Source organism: Bacillus sp. Root920 (assembly GCF_001429445.1).
GTDB classification, from domain to species: Bacteria; Bacillota; Bacilli; order Bacillales; family Bacillaceae; genus Bacillus; species Bacillus safensis.
Genome location: NZ_LMJV01000001.1, coordinates 1,759,590 through 1,779,675 on the forward strand (window position 1 = coordinate 1,759,590; position 20,086 = coordinate 1,779,675).

22 protein-coding genes are annotated in these 20,086 nt (G+C 42.5%); 21 read left to right on the forward strand and 1 reads right to left on the reverse strand.

Translation table 11 applies throughout. The features are described 5' to 3' along the window. The first annotated feature begins 64 nt into the window (after positions 1-64). Positions 65-145 carry a stage V sporulation protein SpoVM gene (spoVM, locus tag ASE42_RS08590; protein WP_008354550.1) on the forward strand — a complete coding sequence of 27 codons (81 nt, stop codon included), beginning with the start codon at positions 65-67 and terminating at the stop codon, positions 143-145. Positions 146-214: 69 nt separating this feature from the next. Here spoVM and rpmB read toward each other — a convergent pair whose 3' ends face one another. Next, the gene (gene rpmB, locus ASE42_RS08595; protein WP_003212514.1) at positions 215-403 is read right to left on the reverse strand and encodes a 50S ribosomal protein L28; all 189 of its coding nucleotides are present in this window, start codon (positions 401-403) and stop codon (positions 215-217) included. A gap of 271 nt (positions 404-674) precedes the next feature. Between rpmB and ASE42_RS08600 the strand changes: the two genes are divergently transcribed. From ASE42_RS08600 to trmD, 20 genes are all read left to right on the forward strand, one after another. Beyond that, complete coding sequence (locus tag ASE42_RS08600; RefSeq protein WP_008344871.1) at positions 675-1,037, forward strand: Asp23/Gls24 family envelope stress response protein; 363 nt, start codon at positions 675-677, stop codon at positions 1,035-1,037. A 15-nt stretch (positions 1,038-1,052) separates the two neighbouring features. Further along, entirely contained in the window at positions 1,053-2,726 is a 1,674-nt protein-coding gene (locus ASE42_RS08605) for a DAK2 domain-containing protein (RefSeq protein ID WP_056766412.1), read from the forward strand. Between the two features lie 148 nt (positions 2,727-2,874). After that, complete coding sequence (sdaAB, locus tag ASE42_RS08610; protein ID WP_056766414.1) at positions 2,875-3,537, forward strand: L-serine ammonia-lyase, iron-sulfur-dependent subunit beta; 663 nt, start codon at positions 2,875-2,877, stop codon at positions 3,535-3,537. A gap of 20 nt (positions 3,538-3,557) precedes the next feature. Next, positions 3,558-4,460, forward strand: a complete 903-nt coding sequence (sdaAA, locus tag ASE42_RS08615) for an L-serine ammonia-lyase, iron-sulfur-dependent, subunit alpha (RefSeq protein WP_024424200.1) — start codon at positions 3,558-3,560, stop codon at positions 4,458-4,460. After that, a complete protein-coding gene (gene recG, locus ASE42_RS08620) occupies positions 4,438-6,486 on the forward strand; it encodes an ATP-dependent DNA helicase RecG (RefSeq protein ID WP_024426964.1) in 2,049 nt (682 codons plus the stop codon). The genes sdaAA and recG overlap by 23 nt, the downstream gene beginning before the upstream one ends. 112 nt (positions 6,487-6,598) lie before the next feature. After that, a complete protein-coding gene (gene fapR / locus ASE42_RS08625; RefSeq protein ID WP_024424199.1) occupies positions 6,599-7,165 on the forward strand; it encodes a transcription factor FapR in 567 nt (188 codons plus the stop codon). A 15-nt stretch (positions 7,166-7,180) separates the two neighbouring features. After that, positions 7,181-8,179 carry a phosphate acyltransferase PlsX gene (gene plsX, locus ASE42_RS08630; RefSeq protein WP_024426965.1) on the forward strand — a complete coding sequence of 333 codons (999 nt, stop codon included), beginning with the start codon at positions 7,181-7,183 and terminating at the stop codon, positions 8,177-8,179. Positions 8,180-8,195: 16 nt separating this feature from the next. Then, on the forward strand, positions 8,196-9,140 hold the full coding sequence (fabD, locus tag ASE42_RS08635) for an ACP S-malonyltransferase (RefSeq protein ID WP_056766416.1): 945 nt from the start codon (positions 8,196-8,198) through the stop codon (positions 9,138-9,140). Further along, a complete protein-coding gene (fabG, locus tag ASE42_RS08640; RefSeq protein WP_024424196.1) occupies positions 9,140-9,883 on the forward strand; it encodes a 3-oxoacyl-[acyl-carrier-protein] reductase in 744 nt (247 codons plus the stop codon). Before fabD ends, fabG begins: the two co-directional genes overlap by 1 nt. Positions 9,884-9,964: 81 nt before the next feature. Then, positions 9,965-10,198, forward strand: coding sequence for an acyl carrier protein (gene acpP / locus ASE42_RS08645; RefSeq protein ID WP_003212028.1), 234 nt, complete (start codon positions 9,965-9,967; stop codon positions 10,196-10,198). 181 nt (positions 10,199-10,379) lie between these two features. Next, positions 10,380-11,123 carry a ribonuclease III gene (rnc, locus tag ASE42_RS08650; protein ID WP_056766417.1) on the forward strand — a complete coding sequence of 248 codons (744 nt, stop codon included), beginning with the start codon at positions 10,380-10,382 and terminating at the stop codon, positions 11,121-11,123. Between the two features lie 105 nt (positions 11,124-11,228). Beyond that, a complete protein-coding gene (gene smc, locus ASE42_RS08655) occupies positions 11,229-14,789 on the forward strand; it encodes a chromosome segregation protein SMC (protein WP_056766419.1) in 3,561 nt (1,186 codons plus the stop codon). Between the two features lie 21 nt (positions 14,790-14,810). Next, the gene (gene ftsY / locus ASE42_RS08660) at positions 14,811-15,797 is read left to right on the forward strand and encodes a signal recognition particle-docking protein FtsY (RefSeq protein WP_024424194.1); all 987 of its coding nucleotides are present in this window, start codon (positions 14,811-14,813) and stop codon (positions 15,795-15,797) included. Between the two features lie 143 nt (positions 15,798-15,940). Then, positions 15,941-16,273 carry a putative DNA-binding protein gene (locus tag ASE42_RS08665; RefSeq protein ID WP_012009935.1) on the forward strand — a complete coding sequence of 111 codons (333 nt, stop codon included), beginning with the start codon at positions 15,941-15,943 and terminating at the stop codon, positions 16,271-16,273. A 13-nt stretch (positions 16,274-16,286) separates the two neighbouring features. Continuing rightward, positions 16,287-17,627, forward strand: coding sequence for a signal recognition particle protein (gene ffh, locus ASE42_RS08670; protein WP_056766421.1), 1,341 nt, complete (start codon positions 16,287-16,289; stop codon positions 17,625-17,627). 105 nt (positions 17,628-17,732) lie between these two features. Further along, complete coding sequence (rpsP, locus tag ASE42_RS08675) at positions 17,733-18,005, forward strand: 30S ribosomal protein S16 (protein ID WP_008344841.1); 273 nt, start codon at positions 17,733-17,735, stop codon at positions 18,003-18,005. Next, entirely contained in the window at positions 18,005-18,250 is a 246-nt protein-coding gene (locus ASE42_RS08680) for a KH domain-containing protein (protein WP_024424192.1), read from the forward strand. The genes rpsP and ASE42_RS08680 overlap by 1 nt, the downstream gene beginning before the upstream one ends. 103 nt (positions 18,251-18,353) lie before the next feature. Then, entirely contained in the window at positions 18,354-18,740 is a 387-nt protein-coding gene (locus ASE42_RS08685) for a YlqD family protein (protein WP_056766423.1), read from the forward strand. Positions 18,741-18,748: 8 nt separating this feature from the next. Next, positions 18,749-19,273, forward strand: coding sequence for a ribosome maturation factor RimM (gene rimM, locus ASE42_RS08690; protein WP_024424190.1), 525 nt, complete (start codon positions 18,749-18,751; stop codon positions 19,271-19,273). Further along, a complete protein-coding gene (gene trmD, locus ASE42_RS08695) occupies positions 19,270-20,004 on the forward strand; it encodes a tRNA (guanosine(37)-N1)-methyltransferase TrmD (RefSeq protein ID WP_024424189.1) in 735 nt (244 codons plus the stop codon). The genes rimM and trmD overlap by 4 nt, the downstream gene beginning before the upstream one ends. Positions 20,005-20,086: the final 82 nt, after the last annotated feature.

Sequence of the window (20,086 nt, forward strand, 5' to 3'; positions counted from 1 at the left end):
ATCAATGTGGATGGCTGATTAAGCTCAATTGTGCTGCAAGCGGTACTTTTAGGAGGGGGACAAAATGAAATTTTATACAATCAAACTGCCTAGATTTCTTGGCGGCATTGTCCGTGCGATGCTTGGTTCATTTAAAAAAGATTAATGAGTAATCTCCTTTATTTCCACATAAAAACGCCTGCTACAGTTTATTGTAGCAGGCGTTTACTCTTGCTTATACACGCTCAACTTTACCAGATTTCAAAGCTCGAGCTGATACATATACTCTTTTAGGCTTACCGTCCACTAGAATACGAACTTTTTGAAGGTTCGCGCCCCATGTACGTTTTGTAGAGTTCATTGCGTGAGAACGGTTGTTCCCAGCTTTTGTTTTTCTGCCTGTAATAACGCATTTACGTGCCATTTGTTTCCCTCCTAACTGCGAAAACATCATCATATTCTTCATATACGTACTTAGAGATGCCTCAAGATACTTTAATAATTTACCACAGCTTCAAGGGGTTTGCAAGGATTGTTTACTCCTCTTTCAAGAAAAATACCTTGACATCTTGATAAAAAATCAAGGCTATAGTATAAGTAGGATTGGGTCGGATTGAATGATTTCTTTTAAAAAGAAGGGTCTTATAGTAAAATAGTGATAACTCAGGGCAATTTCTCAAAAAGGGGGAACCAATGTGTCCATTGAACTTAGAACGAAATACGGACAAATTGATATATCAAATGAAGTCATTGCAATGGTGGCAGGAGGCGCTGCGATCGATTGCTATGGTATTGTTGGCATGGCGTCCAAAAATCAAATCAAGGACGGCTTGACGGATATTCTCCGCAAAGAGAACTTCAGCCGGGGTGTTCTTGTGCGTCAAAAAGAAGACCGCATTCATATTGATATGTACATCATCGTAAGCTACGGTACAAAAATATCAGAAGTCGCACATAATGTTCAAACGAAAGTCAAATACACGATTCATCACACAATTGGACTTTCTGTTGACTCGGTCAACATTTATGTACAAGGAGTAAAAGTTACGAACCCGTAGTAAGGAGGAAATATATTGTCTATTAGAAATCTTGATGGCCGCTCATTTGCAAAAATGATTCTTGCAGGTGCTCACCATCTTTCTCAAAACGCACAAATTGTTGATGCGTTAAATGTTTTTCCAGTGCCAGATGGAGACACGGGGACAAATATGAATTTGTCGATGACTTCAGGGGCAAAAGCAGTTGAAGAAACAAATACCGATCATATTGGGAAGGTCGGCGTGGCCCTCTCGAAAGGGTTATTGATGGGCGCAAGAGGAAACTCTGGCGTGATCCTGTCACAGCTCTTTAGAGGTTTCAGTAAACATATTGAACAAAAAGAAACGATTGATGCAAAAGAATTTGCTCTTGCCTTACAGGCGGGTGTTGATACAGCATATAAAGCCGTGATGAAACCGATTGAAGGAACGATCTTAACAGTTGCAAAGGATGCAGCAAAGAAAGCGGTTGCTGTTTCGGCAGCAGAGGATCAAATTGACCGCGTTCTAGAGTTAACGATTGAGGAAGCAAGAGCATCACTTGATCGAACGCCAGATCTGCTTCCTGTCTTAAAAGAAGTGGGTGTTGTCGATAGTGGAGGTAAAGGACTTCTATGCGTATATGAAGGTTTCCTTGCTTCATTAAGAGGAGAAGAGCTTCCTCCTAAAGCGGCTTCTTTACCTACGCTAAAAGAACTCGTTAGTGCAGAGCATCATAAAAGTGCGCAAAGCCATATGAACACAGAAGATATCGAATTTGGCTACTGTACTGAATTTATGGTGAAATTTGAAGAAGACAAACAGTCCTTTGATGAGAATGCCTTCAGACAAGACTTAAGTGAATTCGGAGATTCACTTCTTGTGGTGTCTGACGATACACTGGCGAAAGTTCATATTCATGCAGAGCAGCCAGGAGATGTCTTATCCTATGCACAGCGCTACGGCAGCTTAATTAATATGAAAATAGAAAACATGAGAGAGCAGCATAGCTCAATCGTGAACGAAGAAAGAGAACACGCACCTGCTGCACCAAAAGCACCTGCTGCTGAAAAACAGCGCTTTGGCGTCGTCAGTGTCGCAATGGGAGAAGGAATTGCTGACTTGTTCAAAAGTATCGGAGCTTCCGTCGTCATTGAAGGCGGACAGACGATGAATCCGAGCACAGAAGACATTGTCACAGCAATAGAAAGCGTACATGCCGAAACCGTCTTTATCTTACCTAATAATTCTAATATTGTCATGGCAGCTAAACAGGCGGCAACTGTCTCAAACCGTGAGGTCGTTGTCATTCCGACGAAGACCGTTCCTCAAGGAATGTCGGCACTTCTTTCTCTCAATGAAGCAGCTTCAAATGAAGACAACGAAAGAGCGATGCTAGAAGCGATTGACCATGTGAAAAGCGGGCAAATTACCTTTGCAGTAAGAGATACTCAAATTGATGGCATCGACATTGCGAAAGGTGATTATATGGGTCTGTTCAACGGGAAAATCACGTTAACAGCGAAAAATCAATTAGATGCAGCAAAAGAACTTCTAACCAAAATGGTGACAGAAAATGATGAGATTGTCACCATCATTAAAGGGGAAGATGCATCATCTGATGAGCTGGATGCACTGCAAGCCTTTATTGAAGAAACATTTGAAGATGTAGAAGTTGAAGTCCACGATGGAAAACAGCCGCTTTATTCATATATTTTGGCGGTTGAATAACGAAAGAAGGGCAAATAAAGCCCTTCTTCTTCTTTTGCAATTTTTTACTAGCCATTCCACGGTGAAATGAGTTGCGGGAAACGAATGAATCCATTAGTCTAAAGAAAGAACCAAACCATACGCGAGTGGTGATGAGAGGGGAAGACCTATGAAATTTAGAAGTGTGTTTGATATTATTGGACCTGTCATGATTGGGCCATCAAGTTCGCACACAGCGGGTGCGGCTCGTATAGGGAGAGTAGCTCGCAGCTTATTTGGAAGAGAACCGAAACGCATTGTCGTTTCATTTTATGGTTCTTTTAAAGATACGTATAAAGGACACGGTACAGATGTCGCCATTATTGGCGGTGTTCTTGACTTTGATACATTTGATGAACGAATCAAAACAGCGATCGATATTGCAAAAAGCAAAGAGATCGACATTGAATTTAAAGAAGAAGAGGCGGTGCCGACGCATCCGAATACAGCAAAAGTAGAGATTTCAGATGCGAACGGAAGCCTTGAACTAATCGGGATTTCCATCGGCGGAGGGAAAATTGAAATCACAGAATTAAATGGTTTTGAGCTCAGGCTTTCAGGGAATCATCCTGCCATTCTTGTGGTTCATAACGATCGCTACGGGACGATTGCGGCAGTTGCCAATGTCTTAGCGAAATTCGCCATCAACATCGGTCATATGGAAGTGGCGCGTAAAGATGTCGGGCAAGAGGCACTGATGACGATTGAAGTGGATCAAAATATTGACCCAGCTGTCCTATCAGAGCTTGAAACGCTGCCAAACATTATTCAAGTCACACAAATTGCAGAGTAACAACAAGGAGGTTATGAATGATGTTTAAAAACGTCAAAGAACTCGTGCAGCTAACAGAAGAACGGAATACCTCCATTTCAGAAATTATGATTGTGCAAGAAATGGAAGTGACAGGGAAGTCACGTGAAGAAATTTTCTCGCAGATGTACCGCAACCTAGAAGTGATGGAGCAGGCCGTTGAAAACGGGCTGAAGGGTGTGAAATCATTATCAGGGCTAACAGGCGGAGATGCGGTCAAACTTCAAGCCTATATCGCATCAGGCAAAACGCTGTCTGGTCATACGATATTAGATGCTGTCAGTAAAGCAGTTGCAACAAATGAAGTCAATGCCGCAATGGGAACCATTTGTGCAACGCCTACAGCAGGCTCAGCAGGTGTTGTACCAGGTACGCTATTTGCAGTAAAAGAAACATTAAAGCCAACAAAGGAACAAATGGTCAGATTCCTATTTACTTCTGGCGCATTTGGTTTTGTTGTGGCGAATAACGCGAGCATTTCCGGTGCAGCAGGCGGCTGTCAGGCAGAGGTAGGTTCTGCATCAGGTATGGCGGCAGCAGCGATTGTCGAGATGGCAGGCGGTACACCGCAGCAATCTGCAGAAGCGATGGCGATTACACTGAAAAATATGCTTGGACTTGTTTGCGATCCAGTAGCGGGACTTGTCGAGGTACCTTGCGTGAAACGAAACGCAATGGGTGCATCTAACGCCATGATCGCAGCAGACATGGCTCTTGCTGGCATCACAAGCCGCATTCCTTGTGATGAAGTCATTGATGCGATGTACAAAATCGGTCAAACGATGCCAACAGCTCTTCGCGAAACTGCACAAGGCGGTCTCGCTGCGACACCGACAGCAAGAGAGCTTGAAAAGAAGATTTTCGGAGGTGTGACCTCATCTCGTGATACAGAAACTGCAAGATAATGTCTCTGTCCTGAAGGGGATTGGAGAGGAAACCGAAAAAACACTCAATGAACTTGGAATCTACACAGTAGCCGATTTACTCGGCTACTTTCCTTATCGATATGACGACTATGAGCTTCGTAACTTAGAAGAAGTCAAACATGACGAACGTGTCACAGTTGAAGGAAAAGTACATAGTGAGCCCGTTCTCACCTATTATGGAAAAAAACGAAGCAGGCTGACATTCAGGCTGCTTGTCGGGCGTTTTCTCATTACAGCGATTTGTTTCAATCGCCCATATTTAAAACGAAGCCTTGTGTTAGGTGATACAGTTTCCGTTACAGGAAAATGGGATAAAAACCGTCAATCTATCATGGTGCAGGAATTTAAAAAAGGGACGCACGAGCAAGATGGCAGTATAGAGCCCGTTTATTCAGTAAAAGAAAATGTGACCGTGAAAATGATGAGGCGCTTTGTAAAGCAGGCCTTGTCACTTTATGCAGACAAAGCGGAAGATCCATTGCCAAAGCAGCTTGTCTCTGCCTATAAACTCATGTCCTATCAGGAAGCATTAAAAGCCATTCATCTTCCAGAAACAAGGGACTCGCTCAAGCAAGCAAGACGCCGTTTTGTGTACGAGGAATTTCTCATTTTTCAGCTGAAGATGCAGGCGATTAGAAAGAAAGAACGAGAGAGAACATCAGGCATCCAGCATCCGTTTTCCAAAGAGGCTGTTTTTGAGTTTGTTAACAGCCTGCCATTTCCGCTGACGAAGGCACAATCAAGAGTACTTGATGAAATCATGTCGGACATGGCGTCTCCATATCGAATGAACCGGCTGCTTCAAGGAGATGTAGGTTCAGGGAAAACAGCTGTTGCAGCCATTGCGCTTTATGCCGCTCATTTATCAGGTTTTCAAGGTGCATTAATGGTCCCAACAGAAATTTTGGCAGAGCAGCATGCCGATTCACTTTACCAGCTGTTTGAAAAATGGGGGCTGAATATCGCCCTTTTGACAAGCTCTGTGAAAGGAAAGAGACGCAGAGAATTGCTTGAACGTTTAAAAGAAGGCGAGATTGACATATTAGTCGGCACGCACGCACTCATTCAAGACGAAGTCGAATTTCAGCAGCTCGGTCTTGTCATTACAGATGAACAGCACCGGTTTGGCGTAGAGCAGCGGAAAAAACTGCGAAGTAAAGGACAGGACCCAGATGTCTTGTTTATGACGGCCACACCTATTCCGCGAACACTTGCGATCACTGTCTTTGGAGAAATGGACGTATCCGTCATTGATGAATTGCCAGCTGGCAGAAAACAAATCGAAACGTATTGGGTGAAGCATGACATGCTTGAGAGAATTCTTGCTTTTGTGGATAAAGAGCTGAGAAAAGGAAGACAGGCATATATCATTTGTCCGCTCATTGAAGAATCAGACAAGCTTGATGTCCAAAATGCGCTTGATGTCCATAGCATGCTCACTGAAGCATACCGCGGCAAGTGGTCGATCGGCTTAATGCATGGGAAGCTGGCGAGTGATGAAAAGGATCAGGTCATGAGAGCCTTTACCGCAAATGAAGTACAAATTCTCGTTTCAACCACAGTTGTTGAAGTCGGGGTCAACGTACCGAATGCAACCATCATGGTCATTTATGATGCAGACCGCTTCGGACTGTCTCAGCTTCATCAGCTAAGAGGCCGGGTCGGACGAGGAGAGCATCAATCATTTTGTATTTTAATGGCTGATCCGAAGTCAGAAACGGGGAAAGAGCGGATGCGGATCATGTCCGAAACAACCGATGGCTTTGAGCTGTCTGAAAAAGACTTAGAACTAAGAGGACCCGGCGATTTCTTCGGTAAAAAACAAAGCGGGATGCCTGAATTTAAGGTAGCAGATATGGTTCATGACTATAGAGCACTGGAAACGGCTAGAAAAGATGCGGCAGACCTTGTCCAATCGGACGCTTTTTGGACTGATCCCGAATACAAAGAACTTCGGCAAACGCTGATAGACAGCGGTGTGCTGGGAGGAGATAAATTAAGCTGATCAAACGCTGGAGGAATTTTCTTGTCTTTTTGAAACAAGGATTGATTTATCATCTATGAGATTATATACTACTATTAGTACCTAGTCATAAATGTACGGATGGTGTCTGCATATGAAACTAAATAAAAAAGAACGTCAAAAGCTTCTCCAGCAAACGATCAGCTCGACTCCATTCATTACTGATGAAGAATTGGCAAGTAAATTCGGTGTCAGCATACAAACGGTTCGTCTTGATCGTTTAGAGCTGTCGATCCCTGAATTACGCGAAAGAATTAAGCATGTGGCCGAAAAGACATTAGAGGATGAAGTAAAGTCACTTCCACTGGATGAAGTAATTGGAGAAATGATTGATGTAGAGCTTGATGATCAAGCCATTTCCATTTTAGAAGTGAGAAAAGAGCATGTATTCAGCCGAAACCAAATTGCCAGGGGACATCATCTCTTCGCCCAGGCAAATTCGCTGGCAGTTGCCGTCATTGACGATGAACTGGCTTTGACAGCAAAAGCGAATATCAGGTTTACAAGGCAGGTGAAACAAGGCGAAAGAGTCGTCTCTAAAGCCAAAGTAGCCTCACATGATAAAGAAAAAGGAAGAACCGTAGTTGAAGTAAACAGCTATGTTGGTGAGGAAGTTGTCTTCTCAGGTGACTTCGTCATGTATCGCTCAAAACAAAAGTAAAAGGTGGCACGTAATATGAGAATTGCAGTCGATGCAATGGGGGGAGATCATGCCCCTAAAGCCATTATTGACGGTGTGCAAAAAAGCTTAACAGCATTTTCAGATATCGAGATTACACTTGTCGGCGATGAAAACAAAATTAAACCATACATAACAAACAACGACCGCATCACAATTTTAGATGCAAAAGAAGTCATTGAACCGACAGATGAACCAGTACGTGCAGTCAGACGTAAAAAGGATTCATCTATGGTGAAAATGGCGCAGGAAGTGTCTGAAGGACGAGCAGATGCCTGCATCTCAGCAGGAAATACTGGCGCCCTCATGACAGCGGGACTGTTTATCGTAGGCAGAATTGACGGTATTGACAGACCAGCCCTTGCCCCAACTTTGCCAACACTGGATGGCAGCGGCTTTTTATTACTAGATGTTGGTGCCAACGTTGATGCTAAACCAGAACATCTCGTGCAATATGCCATGATGGGATCCATCTACGCAGAGCGTGTTTTCCCAAAGAGCAATCCGCGTGTTGGACTGTTAAATGTAGGAACAGAAGATAAAAAAGGCAACGATTTAACGAAAAAAACCTTTGAATTATTAAAAGCTTCCGACTTGAATTTCGTAGGAAATGTAGAGTCCCGTGACTTATTAGAAGGTGTTGCTGACGTTGTTGTCACAGATGGTTTCACAGGAAATATTGCGCTTAAAACAATTGAAGGCACAGCCCTTTCTGTTTTTAAAATGCTGAAAGAAACCTTAACATCAAGCTTCACAGCAAAAATAGCAGCAGGCATGATGAAGCCGAAATTGATGCAGATGAAATCTAAAATGGATTACTCCGAATATGGCGGTGCCGCTTTATTTGGTTTAAAGGCACCTGTTATTAAAGCGCACGGCTCTTCTGATGAAAATGCCATTTTCCATGCAATTCGTCAGGCGCGTGATATCGTAGAAAAAGACGTTTCAGCCATCATTCATCAAGAAGTCCAAAAAGAAACGACGAAAGAGTCTTAATTGGAGGTAAAGCAGCATGACTAAAATTGCATTTTTATTCCCTGGCCAAGGCTCTCAAAAAATTGGCATGGGAAAAGATTTATTTGACCAAGAAGCAGTATCTAAAGCTGTTTTTGAAGAAGCAGACAATACCCTCGGGTTTGACTTATCTTCTATGATTTTTGAAGGGGATGCAGAAGAACTGACGCTCACCTTTAACGCGCAGCCAGCTCTTTTAACGACAAGTATCGCCATCTTAAAGAAATTTGAAGAGAGCGGAATCAAAGCAGATTATGCAGCAGGACACAGTCTTGGTGAATACACTGCCCTCGTTGCAGCAGGCGCACTTTCGTTTAAAGATGCTGTTTATGCAGTCAGAAAGCGCGGAGAATTAATGAATGAAGCTGTTCCAGCAGGAGAAGGCGCCATGGCAGCAATTCTTGGCTTAGACAAAGCGGCACTTGAAGAAGTGACAAAAGAAGTGACAGAGAGCGGTCACCTTGTAGAGCTCGCTAACTTAAACTGTCCTGGTCAAATCGTGATCTCTGGTACAGCAAAAGGAGTAGAACTTGCTTCAGAGAAAGCGAAAGAAAAAGGCGCAAAACGTGCAATTGCCCTTGAAGTAAGCGGACCTTTCCATTCTGCATTAATGAAACCAGCCGCTGAAAAATTTACAGATGTTTTGTCAAAGCTGGATATTGCGGATGCCAAAACTCCGGTCATCTCAAACGTAACAGCAAACATCGTGACTTCTCGTGATGAAATTGAGACAAAGCTCATTGAACAACTGTATTCTCCAGTTCGTTTTGAAGAAAGTGTGGAACGCCTTATTGATTTAGGCGTCACAACATTTATTGAAATTGGTCCTGGCAAAGTGCTTTCAGGTCTTGTGAAAAAAGTGAATCGCCGCCTGACGACGATTTCCGTTTCAGATCAAGAAACAATTGAAGCAGCCATTCAAACACTCAAGGGGGATTCTTGATGCTTACAAATAAAACAGCCGTTGTAACAGGAGCATCACGCGGGATTGGCCGTTCCATCGCGATCGATCTAGCGAAAAGTGGTGCAAATGTTGTCGTGAACTATTCTGGAAACGAAGCAAAAGCAAATGAAGTCGTAGATGAAATCAAAGCACTCGGCCAGCAGGCATTTGCTGTGAAAGCTGATGTCTCAAATGCTGAAGAAGTACAAGCCATGATGAAACAAGCAATTGATACCTTTGGTTCAATTGACATTCTTGTGAATAATGCAGGGATCACAAAGGACAATCTGCTCATGAGAATGAAAGAGAATGAATGGGATGATGTCATTAACATAAACTTAAAAGGTGTCTTTAACTGTACAAAAGCCGTGACACGTCAAATGATGAAGCAAAGAAGCGGAAGAATCATCAATTTGGCTTCAGTCGTTGGTGTGTGTGGAAACCCTGGACAAGCAAACTATGTTGCAGCAAAAGCTGGTGTCATCGGATTAACGAAAACAACAGCAAAAGAGCTGGCAACCCGTCATATTACTGTTAATGCAGTAGCACCAGGCTTTATTTCAACAGATATGACAGACAAGCTTGATGAAAATGTACAGACGGAAATGCTCAAGCAAATTCCGCTCGCACGCTTTGGTGCACCTGAAGATATTAGCAACGTCGTTGTCTTTTTAGCTTCAGAAGGAGCAGGTTATATTACAGGCCAAACCATCCAAGTAGATGGCGGAATGGTCATGTCCTAAGAAATATCAAAATTTCATTAGGTTTTCTCTAGTTTTTTAAAAACAATTCAACTATAATACTTTGAGGGGAGGTGAAAGGCAATGGCAGACGTATTAGAGCGTGTATCAAAAATTATTGTAGACCGCCTTGGCGTTGATGAGGCTGACGTGAAAATGGAAGCTTCATTTAAAGAAGATTTAGGCGCTGATTCCCTTGATGTAGTTGAGCTAGTTATGGAACTTGAAGATGAGTTCGATATGGAAATTTCTGACGAAGATGCTGAAAAAATTGCAACAGTCGGTGACGCTGTGAACTACATAAATAGCCAGCAATAAGCGTAACAAAGTCCCGTCTACTTTCGACGGGACTTTGAAAATTTATGTTAGTTTCAACACATTCAGCTGATCAATTGTCAGCCTTTTTCAGATGCTGGGAGCAATGTTTCCCTGCATGTAGAAAGAGAGACTCCATATAATCAGTATCCTTAAAGGCGATTACGCCTACCTGGAGGTTGCTATGCCAAAACAATATAAAGACAAACAGAAACAGAGCAAAAAACTAGAGCAATTTAGAGAATTCCAGCAGCGCATTTCTGTACACTTCAAAAATGAGAAGCTTCTATATCAAGCCTTTACCCATTCCTCTTATGTGAATGAACACCGGAAAAAGCCATACGAGGATAATGAAAGACTTGAATTTTTAGGAGATGCTGTTTTAGAATTGACCATCTCTCAATTCTTATTTGCAAAATATCCAGCGATGAGCGAGGGAGATTTAACGAAACTAAGAGCGGCGATCGTATGTGAACCGTCACTTGTATCACTGGCACACGAGCTGTCCTTCGGAGACCTTGTTCTTTTAGGAAAAGGCGAAGAAATGACAGGCGGCAGAAAACGCCCAGCACTCTTAGCGGACGTATTCGAGGCGTTTATCGGTGCACTTTATTTAGATCAAGGGCTTGAGCCGGTTGAACGGTTCCTAGAATCGTACGTTTATCCGAAAATTAATGATGGAGCGTTCTCGCACGTCATGGACTTTAAAAGCCAGCTGCAAGAATTTGTACAGCGCGATGGAAAAGGTGTGCTTGAATACCGTATCCTGCATGAAAAAGGCCCTGCACATAACCGGGAATTTGAAGCAAATGTATCCCTTCGAGGTGAAGTGCTCGGAATCGGAAATGGACGCTCTAAAAAAGAAGCAGAACAGCACGCTGCACAGGAAGCACTTGCTAAATTGCAGAAACATCATATGAACCAATAAAATCCCCCTCGTTATTCAGGGGGATTTCACTCTGTTTTCCATCATCTTTTTTCACTTCATATGGTAAGATGATAGTACTTTAAATACATAAGGAGGATCACTCTCATGTTCCTCAAACGTTTAGACGTGATAGGATTCAAATCATTTGCACAGCGAGTGACCGTGGACTTTGTTAAAGGGGTCACAGCTGTTGTTGGACCAAACGGAAGCGGCAAAAGTAATATTACCGATGCCATCCGCTGGGTACTTGGAGAACAATCAGCGAAAAGCCTCCGCGGAGGAAAAATGGAAGATATCATTTTTGCAGGAAGTGACTCAAGAAAAAGAGTCAATCTAGCAGAGGTGACTTTAACGTTAGATAACGAAGATCACTTTTTACCGATTGATTTTCACGAAGTCAGTGTGACAAGAAGGGTCTATCGCTCAGGAGAAAGTGAATTTCTCATAAACAATCAATCTGTCCGCTTAAAGGATATTATTGATCTTTTCATGGATTCAGGTCTTGGAAAGGAAGCTTTTTCAATCATCAGCCAAGGAAAGGTAGAGGAAATTCTATCAAGCAAGGCAGAAGAGAGAAGAAGTATTTTTGAAGAAGCGGCTGGCGTTTTAAAATATAAAACAAGAAAGAAAAAAGCCGAGAATAAACTGTTTGAAACGCAGGACAACTTAAACCGAGTAGAAGATATTCTGCATGAACTAGAAGATCAAGTAGAACCATTAAGAATGCAAGCATCCATTGCAAAGGACTATTTGCAAAAAAAAGAAGAGCTTGAAAATGTCGAAATTGCCCTAACTGTCCATGACATCGAAGCACTTCATGAAAAATGGACAACACTTGGTGAAGCAGTCGAGCGCTTCAAACAAGATGAAATGAAGCAGTCTACAGATATCCAAGCAAAAGAAGCCAAAATTGAAGAGTCGAGAGACCGCATTCAAGCGCTTGACGAATCAATTAATGACCTGCAAGAAGTTCTTCTTTTCACAAGTGAAGAATTAGAAAAGCTTGAAGGTAAAAAAGAAGTGCTAAAAGAACGGAAAAAAAATGCGGCCGCAAACCAAGGACAGCTTGAAGAAACGCTCGTTCGTTTAACTGAAAAACAGTCGCTGTTAACAGAAAAGATTGAGCAGCAGAAAATCACGCGGGACAGCCTGCAAAAAGAAGTGCGCCAGCTAAAAGATGAAGTGAAAACAAAGCAGCATCAACTGTCGCTTCATAGTGAAGATGTGGAAGGTCAAATTGAACAGCTGAAAAGCGATTATTTTGATCTGCTCAATGAACAGGCTTCCATCCGAAATGAACGTAAATTACTAGAAGAACAGCAGCGCCAGGCAGCGATGCAGCTAGAGCGGCTGACGCAAAATAACCAAAAACATATCGAAGAACGAGTGTCTGTCAAAGAAAAGAAAACAGAAGCTGAGCAGCAGCTTTCAGCACTGGAAGAAGACATTCTGGCTCAAGTTAAACGCTTTAGAGAAGCAGAACAAAAGCTTGAGCAAATGAGACGTCAATACGAGAAAAAAGAAACGGCTCTTTACCAAGCCTATCAATACGTACAGCAGGCAAAATCCAAAAAAGAAATGCTTGAATCCATGCAGGAAGACTTCTCAGGCTTTTTCCAAGGAGTGAAAGAGGTCTTAAAGGCAAAAGAACGGTTAGGCGGTATTCATGGTGCCATTGCAGAGCTGATTCAAACGGATCAGCAGTATGAGACAGCGATTGAAATTGCGCTGGGTGCAGCCACGCAGCACGTCGTTACAGAAAATGAAGCAGCTGCGAGACAAGCGATTGGATACTTAAAGCAGCACTCCTTTGGACGTGCAACCTTCCTGCCAATGAACGTGATCAAAGAAAGAACCATTCAGCTCAGAGATGTTCAAACAGCAGAGCAGCATGCTGCATTTATCGGTGTAGCGAGTCACCTCGTTTCCTTTGACGAAAAGTATCAAAAGGTGATTCAGAACTTGCTTGGAACTGTGCTGATCGTTAGAGACTTAAAAGGTGCCAATGAACTGGCGAAAATGCTTAGACATCGTTATCGCATCGTGACCCTTGATGGAGATGTCGTAAACCCCGGCGGTTCAATGACTGGTGGCGGCGTAAAGAAAAAGAACAACTCTCTTCTTTCAAGAAACCGGGAGATCGAAACGTTAACAAAGCAGCTCGTTGAAATGGAAGAGAAAACAACGATCCTTGAAAAAGAAACAAAAGAAACGAAGCAACTAATCGGAGTAAACGAAAGCCAATTAAACGAACTGCGTCAGCGCGGCGAAACGCTTCGTGAAAAGCAGCAAGATCTCAAAGGAAAGCTATACGAACTGCAAGTGGCAGAAAAAAATATCAATGCTCATCTTGAACTCTATGATCAAGAAAAAGAAGAATTACAGCAGCGTTCTACTGAACTCGCGGATAAGGACAAAAAGCAGGTCGCTCTTGAAGCCTCTATAGGTGAGAAACTGACGGCTCTTGATCAAGAGATCAATACATTAACAAAGCGTAAGCAGACGCAAAGCTCAACGAAGGAAACCATTTCAGCTGAATTAACAGAGCTGAAAATCTCGCTTGCCAAAAAAGAGCAGTCCTTAGCGAATGAACAAGAAAAGCTTTCGAGCTTAATGGCTGAATTAGAAGAAGCTGAACAGACGCTGATGGAAACAAAAGAAGATCTGTCACTCTTAACAAGTGAAATGTCATCTAGTTCAAGCGGAGCCGAACAGCTGGAAGAAGCGGCGAAAGAGAAGCTGGAAAACAAAAACAAAACAACCGCCCTCATTTCAGAGCGTCGTAAGCAGCGTCTCGCTCTTTCTGAAACATTAGAATTTGCTGAACGTGAGCTTAAAGAACAAAAACGTTTGTATAAGCAGCTCACCACAAGCTTAAAAGATGAAGAGATTAAGCTTGGCCGTATGGAAGTCGAGCTCGATAACCTGATCGCTTATTTGAACGATGAATATGCTCTTTCATTTGAAGGAGCAAAAGAGATGTATCAGTTGACGTTATCGCCAGATGAAGCAAGAAAACGAGTGAAGCTGATCAAACTAGCCATTGAAGAGCTTGGAACAGTAAACTTAGGCAGCATTGACGAGTATGAACGTGTGAATGAACGCTATCTCTTCTTAACAGAACAGCGAAATGATCTGACAGAAGCGAAAAATACATTATTCCAAGTCATCGAAGAAATGGATCAAGAGATGACAAAGCGTTTCTCTGAGACATTCTCTCAAATCCGCGGTCACTTTGAATCTGTTTTCCAAGCATTATTTGGCGGTGGAAGAGCAGATCTTAAGCTGACAGATCCAAATGATTTACTCAACTCTGGCGTTGATATTGTCGCGCAGCCGCCAGGGAAAAAACTGCAAAACTTAAGCCTTCTTTCAGGCGGAGAGAGAGCCTTAACAGCGATCGCTTTACTATTCTCTATTTTAAAAGTGAGACCTGTTCCATTCTGCGTGTTAGATGAGGTAGAAGCGGCACTTGATGAGGCAAATGTTTTCCGTTTTGCGCAATATTTAAAGAAATACAGCCAGGAAACACAGTTCATTGTCATTACGCACCGCAAGGGAACAATGGAAGAAGCCGATGTGCTCTACGGCGTGACCATGCAGGAATCAGGTGTTTCAAAGCTTGTATCTGTCAAACTAGAAGAAACGAAAGAGCTTGTCCAGTAATTAAAGGAGGTTTTTGAACCAATGAGCTTTTTTAAGAAATTAAAAGAAAAATTTACGCAGCAAACCGATTCAGTATCAGAAAAGTTTAAAGATGGACTCGAAAAAACGAGAAACTCCTTCCAAGGAAAAGTAAATGAACTGATTTCCCGCTACCGCAAAGTCGACGAAGACTTTTTTGAAGAGCTGGAAGAGGTTCTGATTGGAGCTGATGTCGGTTTCACAACTGTGATGGAACTGATTGATGAGCTGAAAAAAGAAGTGAAATTAAGAAACATTCAAGACCCAAGCGAAGTACAAGCGGTCATTTCTGAAAAACTGGTTGATATCTACAATAGCGGAGAGGAACAAATCTCTGCACTGAACATTGAAGACGGGCGTTTGAATATCATTTTATTTGTAGGCGTCAACGGTGTTGGGAAAACAACGACGATCGGCAAGCTTGCAAACAAGCTGAAAAATGAAGGGAAATCCGTCATTTTAGCAGCAGGTGATACGTTCCGTGCCGGTGCGATCGAGCAGCTTGAAGTGTGGGGAGAGCGTTCAGGTGTTCCTGTCGTCAAACAAACAGCAGGCTCTGATCCAGCAGCGGTGATCTATGATGCCGTTCAATCAGCAAAAGCGAAAAATGCGGATGTCCTCATCTGCGATACAGCAGGAAGACTTCAAAACAAAGTCAACTTGATGAAAGAGCTGGAGAAGGTCAAGAGAGTCATTGAGCGCGAGGTTCCAGATGCACCTCATGAAGTATTGCTTGCTCTTGATGCGACAACGGGTCAAAACGCCATGGCACAAGCCAAGGAATTTTCTAAAGCGACAAATGTCACAGGAATTGCTTTAACAAAGCTTGACGGTACTGCAAAAGGTGGAATTGTTCTTGCGATTCGAAATGAGCTGAACATTCCCGTGAAGCTTGTCGGTTTAGGTGAAAAGGTGGACGATCTGCAAGAGTTTGATGCAGAATCGTATGTGTATGGATTATTCTCAGACGTAATTGATCAACAAGACTAACAAAAAAATGCCGGCGAAACTGCTGGCATTTTTATTTATACGCCGCTTCATGCAGTGACAAGATAAAAACTTGACACACAGAAGAGAACCGTGTAAACTTAGTTGATGTAAAGGGAATGAACTTAACAAAGGGGAGAGAGCCCATGACGCTTGAAAAAACAACGAGAATGAATTACTTGTTTGACTTCTATCAATCGTTGTTGACCGCAAAGCAAAAGAGCTACATGTCGCTTTACTACCTAGACGATTTTTCCCTCGGTGAAATTGCGGATGAATATGAAGTATCAAGGCAGGCTGTTTATGATAATATTAAACGGACTGAAGCGATGCTTGAACAATATGAAGAAAAGCTGCTCTTGTTTAAGAAATTTAAAGAGCGTAAAGAACTTCTCAAAAAAATGAGAGAGCTTGTAGCTGATTCTGCGCAAACGGAAGAAGCAGAAGCTTTAATTGAATCGCTTGAGAAATTAGATTAGGAGGCGGCACAGTATGGCATTTGAAGGATTAGCCGACCGACTGCAGCAGACGATTTCAAAAATCCGCGGCAAAGGAAAAGTGTCAGAGCAAGATGTAAAAGAAATGATGCGCGAGGTACGCCTTGCCCTTCTTGAAGCTGACGTCAATTTTAAAGTAGTCAAAGACTTTGTGAAAAAAGTAAGTGAGCGGGCAGTTGGACAAGAGGTCATGAAAAGCCTTACCCCTGGACAGCAGGTCATTAAAGTTGTAAAAGAAGAACTCACTGAATTAATGGGCGGAGAAGAGAGTAAGATCGCTGTAGCGAAAAAATCTCCGACCGTCATTATGATGGTTGGTCTTCAAGGGGCAGGTAAAACAACCACAACTGGGAAGCTTGCCAATTTACTTCGCAAAAAACATAATCGCAAGCCGATGATGGTAGCTGCTGATATTTACAGACCAGCAGCGATCCAGCAGCTTCAAACGCTCGGGAAACAGCTTGATATGCCGGTGTTTTCATTAGGTGATCAAGTCAACCCTGTCGAAATTGCCAAACAGGCAATTGAAAAAGCGAAAGAAGAACACCATGATTATGTCATTTTAGATACAGCAGGACGTCTTCATATCGATGAAGAATTAATGGATGAACTTCAGAAAGTAAAAGAAGTAGCGAATCCAGAAGAAATTTTCCTAGTTGTTGACTCTATGACAGGTCAAGATGCGGTCAATGTCGCAAAAAGCTTTAATGAACAGCTTGGTTTAACAGGTGTCGTTCTCACAAAACTAGATGGTGATACAAGAGGCGGTGCAGCACTTTCTATTCGAGCTGTCACCAATACGCCGATTAAATTCGCTGCACTAGGAGAAAAGCTTGACGCAATTGAACCATTCCATCCAGAGCGGATGGCATCAAGAATTCTTGGCATGGGAGATGTGCTCACGCTGATTGAAAAAGCACAGGCAAACGTCGACCAAGATAAAGCGAAAGAGCTTGAGCAAAAAATGCGGACAATGAGCTTCACGCTCGATGATTTCCTCGAGCAGCTTGGCCAAGTTCGGAATATGGGTCCACTTGATGAACTGATCCAAATGATGCCGGGAGCCGGTAAAATGAAAGGGCTCAAAAACGTCCAAGTGGACGAAAAGCAGCTCAATCACATCGAAGCGATCATTAAATCAATGACGACTCAGGAAAAAGAACAGCCAGAGGTCATCAATGCAAGCCGCAGAAAACGGATTGCAAAAGGAAGCGGAACATCTGTACAGGAAGTCAATCGCCTTTTAAAGCAATTTGATGAAATGAAAAAGATGATGAAGCAAATGACCAACATGTCCAAAGGAAAGAAAAAGGGCTTTAAATTACCATTTATGTAATTGGTTATACATGATAAAACCGTTGTTAAGAAAAAACACTTTACAAACCCTTTTATCATTGTTAATATACTATCTTGTTGAAATATTTTCGGAGGTGCTAGTAAAATGGCAGTAAAAATTCGTTTAAAACGTATGGGAGCAAAAAAATCTCCTTTCTATCGTATTGTTGTAGCAGATTCTCGTTCACCACGTGACGGTCGTTTCATCGAAACAGTTGGAACTTACAACCCAGTGGTATCACCAGCTGAGGTGAAAATCAACGAAGAATTAGCGCTTAAATGGCTTCAAAATGGTGCGAAACCATCTGATACAGTTCGCAACCTTTTCTCAAGCCAAGGAATTCTTGAAAAATTTCATAATGCGAAAAACAGCAAATAATGAATGAGCTGTCCTTGGAAGAATTGATTGTGTCCATCGTCGAGCCACTTGTTGATTTCCCTGAAGATATTCACGTATCTTCATTAGAAAAAGATGAGCAGGTGATTTACACACTGTCTGTCAATGCTGAAGATACCGGAAAAGTGATCGGAAAGCAGGGACGTACAGCAAAAGCGATACGAACAGTCATTTTTGCAGCAAGTGCAGAGTCTTCTAAGAAAGTTCAACTTGAGATTGCTGACTAAAAAGGGAGAGGGCTTAGGACCTCCCCTTTTTTTACACGTTTAAATCTATTTTTCGTTATACTGTAGAGGACAAATGCCTTCGGATAGGGGGACAAAAAGGAAGATGCAGATCATTCAACATGTCACCGTGATGCAAGTATTAACTGAAAGCAGTAAGGACAAACTGTTAACGACTTTTTTGGAGAAAAAAGAAAGACTAGAACGTGAATGCAATCAACTATATTTTCAACTAAAAAAACATGAAAAAGAACCACATCAGCAAGAAGCCATCCCTCAATTTCAAAAAGCGATCGATAAAAGGCAAGAGAAGATCCGGCAAATTGATTTTCAAGTAGAGCAGCTGCATATTTTGCCGCTTGGAAGTGAAATGAAAGAAACAGAAGTGGATGCATTGGTTGAAGTAAAATTAGGTGATAAATGGGATGACAAGATGCAAGATAATGTCATCGTCGTGAAAGACGGCACCATTGTGGAAATACGTCAGGGGTGATTGAGAACATGGAGCTAGAATGGTTGAATGTTGGAAAGATCGTCAATACACACGGAGTGCGCGGAGAAGTACGCGTCGTGTCAAAGACGGATTTCCCAGAAGAGCGCTACAAAAAGGGAAGCGTCCTCTATATTTTTAAGCAAGGTCAAAGCGAGCCGCTGAAAGTGACTGTCGCATCACATCGCCAGCACAAACAGTTTGATTTGCTCACATTTGAAGAAATCAACTCATTAAATGAAGCAGAGCATTTGAAAGAATCAATCTTAAAGGTAGAAAAAGAACATCTTGGGTCATTAGACGAAGGAGAATTTTATTTCCACCAAATCATTGGCTGTGAAGTATACGATGAAGAGGACAAGCTGATCGGCCAAATCAAAGAAATCCTTACGCCAGGGGCAAATGATGTGTGGGTGGTTGGAAGAAAAGGCAAAAAAGATGCCCTCATTCCATATATACCATCTGTCGTCAAAAAGATCGATATCTCATCCAAAACCGTACACATTGAAGTGATGGAAGGACTTATTGACGAATGAAAATCGATTTCTTAACCCTTTTTCCTGAAATGTTCGAAGGTGTGCTTCACTCATCGATCTTAAAAAAAGCACAGGAGAAAGAAGCTGTCTCATTTCAAGTCGTCAATTTTAGAGAGTATTCGGATCATAAGCATAAAACAGTGGATGACTATCCGTATGGCGGCGGTGCTGGTATGGTACTGAAAGCGCAGCCCGTATTTGATGCGGTAGAAGATTTAACGAAAAAAGCAAGCACGAAACCCCGAATCATTCTTGTCTGTCCTCAAGGGGAAAGATATACACAAAAGAAAGCAGAAGAACTTGCAAAAGAAGAGCATCTTATGTTCATTTGCGGCCACTATGAAGGCTACGATGAGCGCATCAGGGAGCATCTTGTCACAGATGAGATCTCAATCGGAGATTTCGTCCTCACAGGCGGAGAGCTGCCAGCGATGATGATTGCAGACAGTGTGGTCAGGCTTTTGCCTCATGTGCTTGGAAAAGAAGCGTCTCACATCGAAGATTCATTCAGTACAGGTCTGCTTGAGCACCCGCACTATACAAGGCCTGCGGATTATAAAGGACTAAAAGTGCCGGATGTGCTTCTCTCTGGAAATCATGCCAAAATTGAAGAGTGGCGGCGCAAAGAATCCTTGAAGCGAACCTATACAAGAAGACCAGATTTGATCGATTCTTGCAAAACATTAACGGATGAAGAAAAAAGATGGCTTTGGCAGCTTCATAATGACTAGATTGTATTGCACACGGCATAGAGGTATGGTATGATACTACTTGTGACTTGGACGGCTTGCTGATCCAAGTTTGAAAACGATG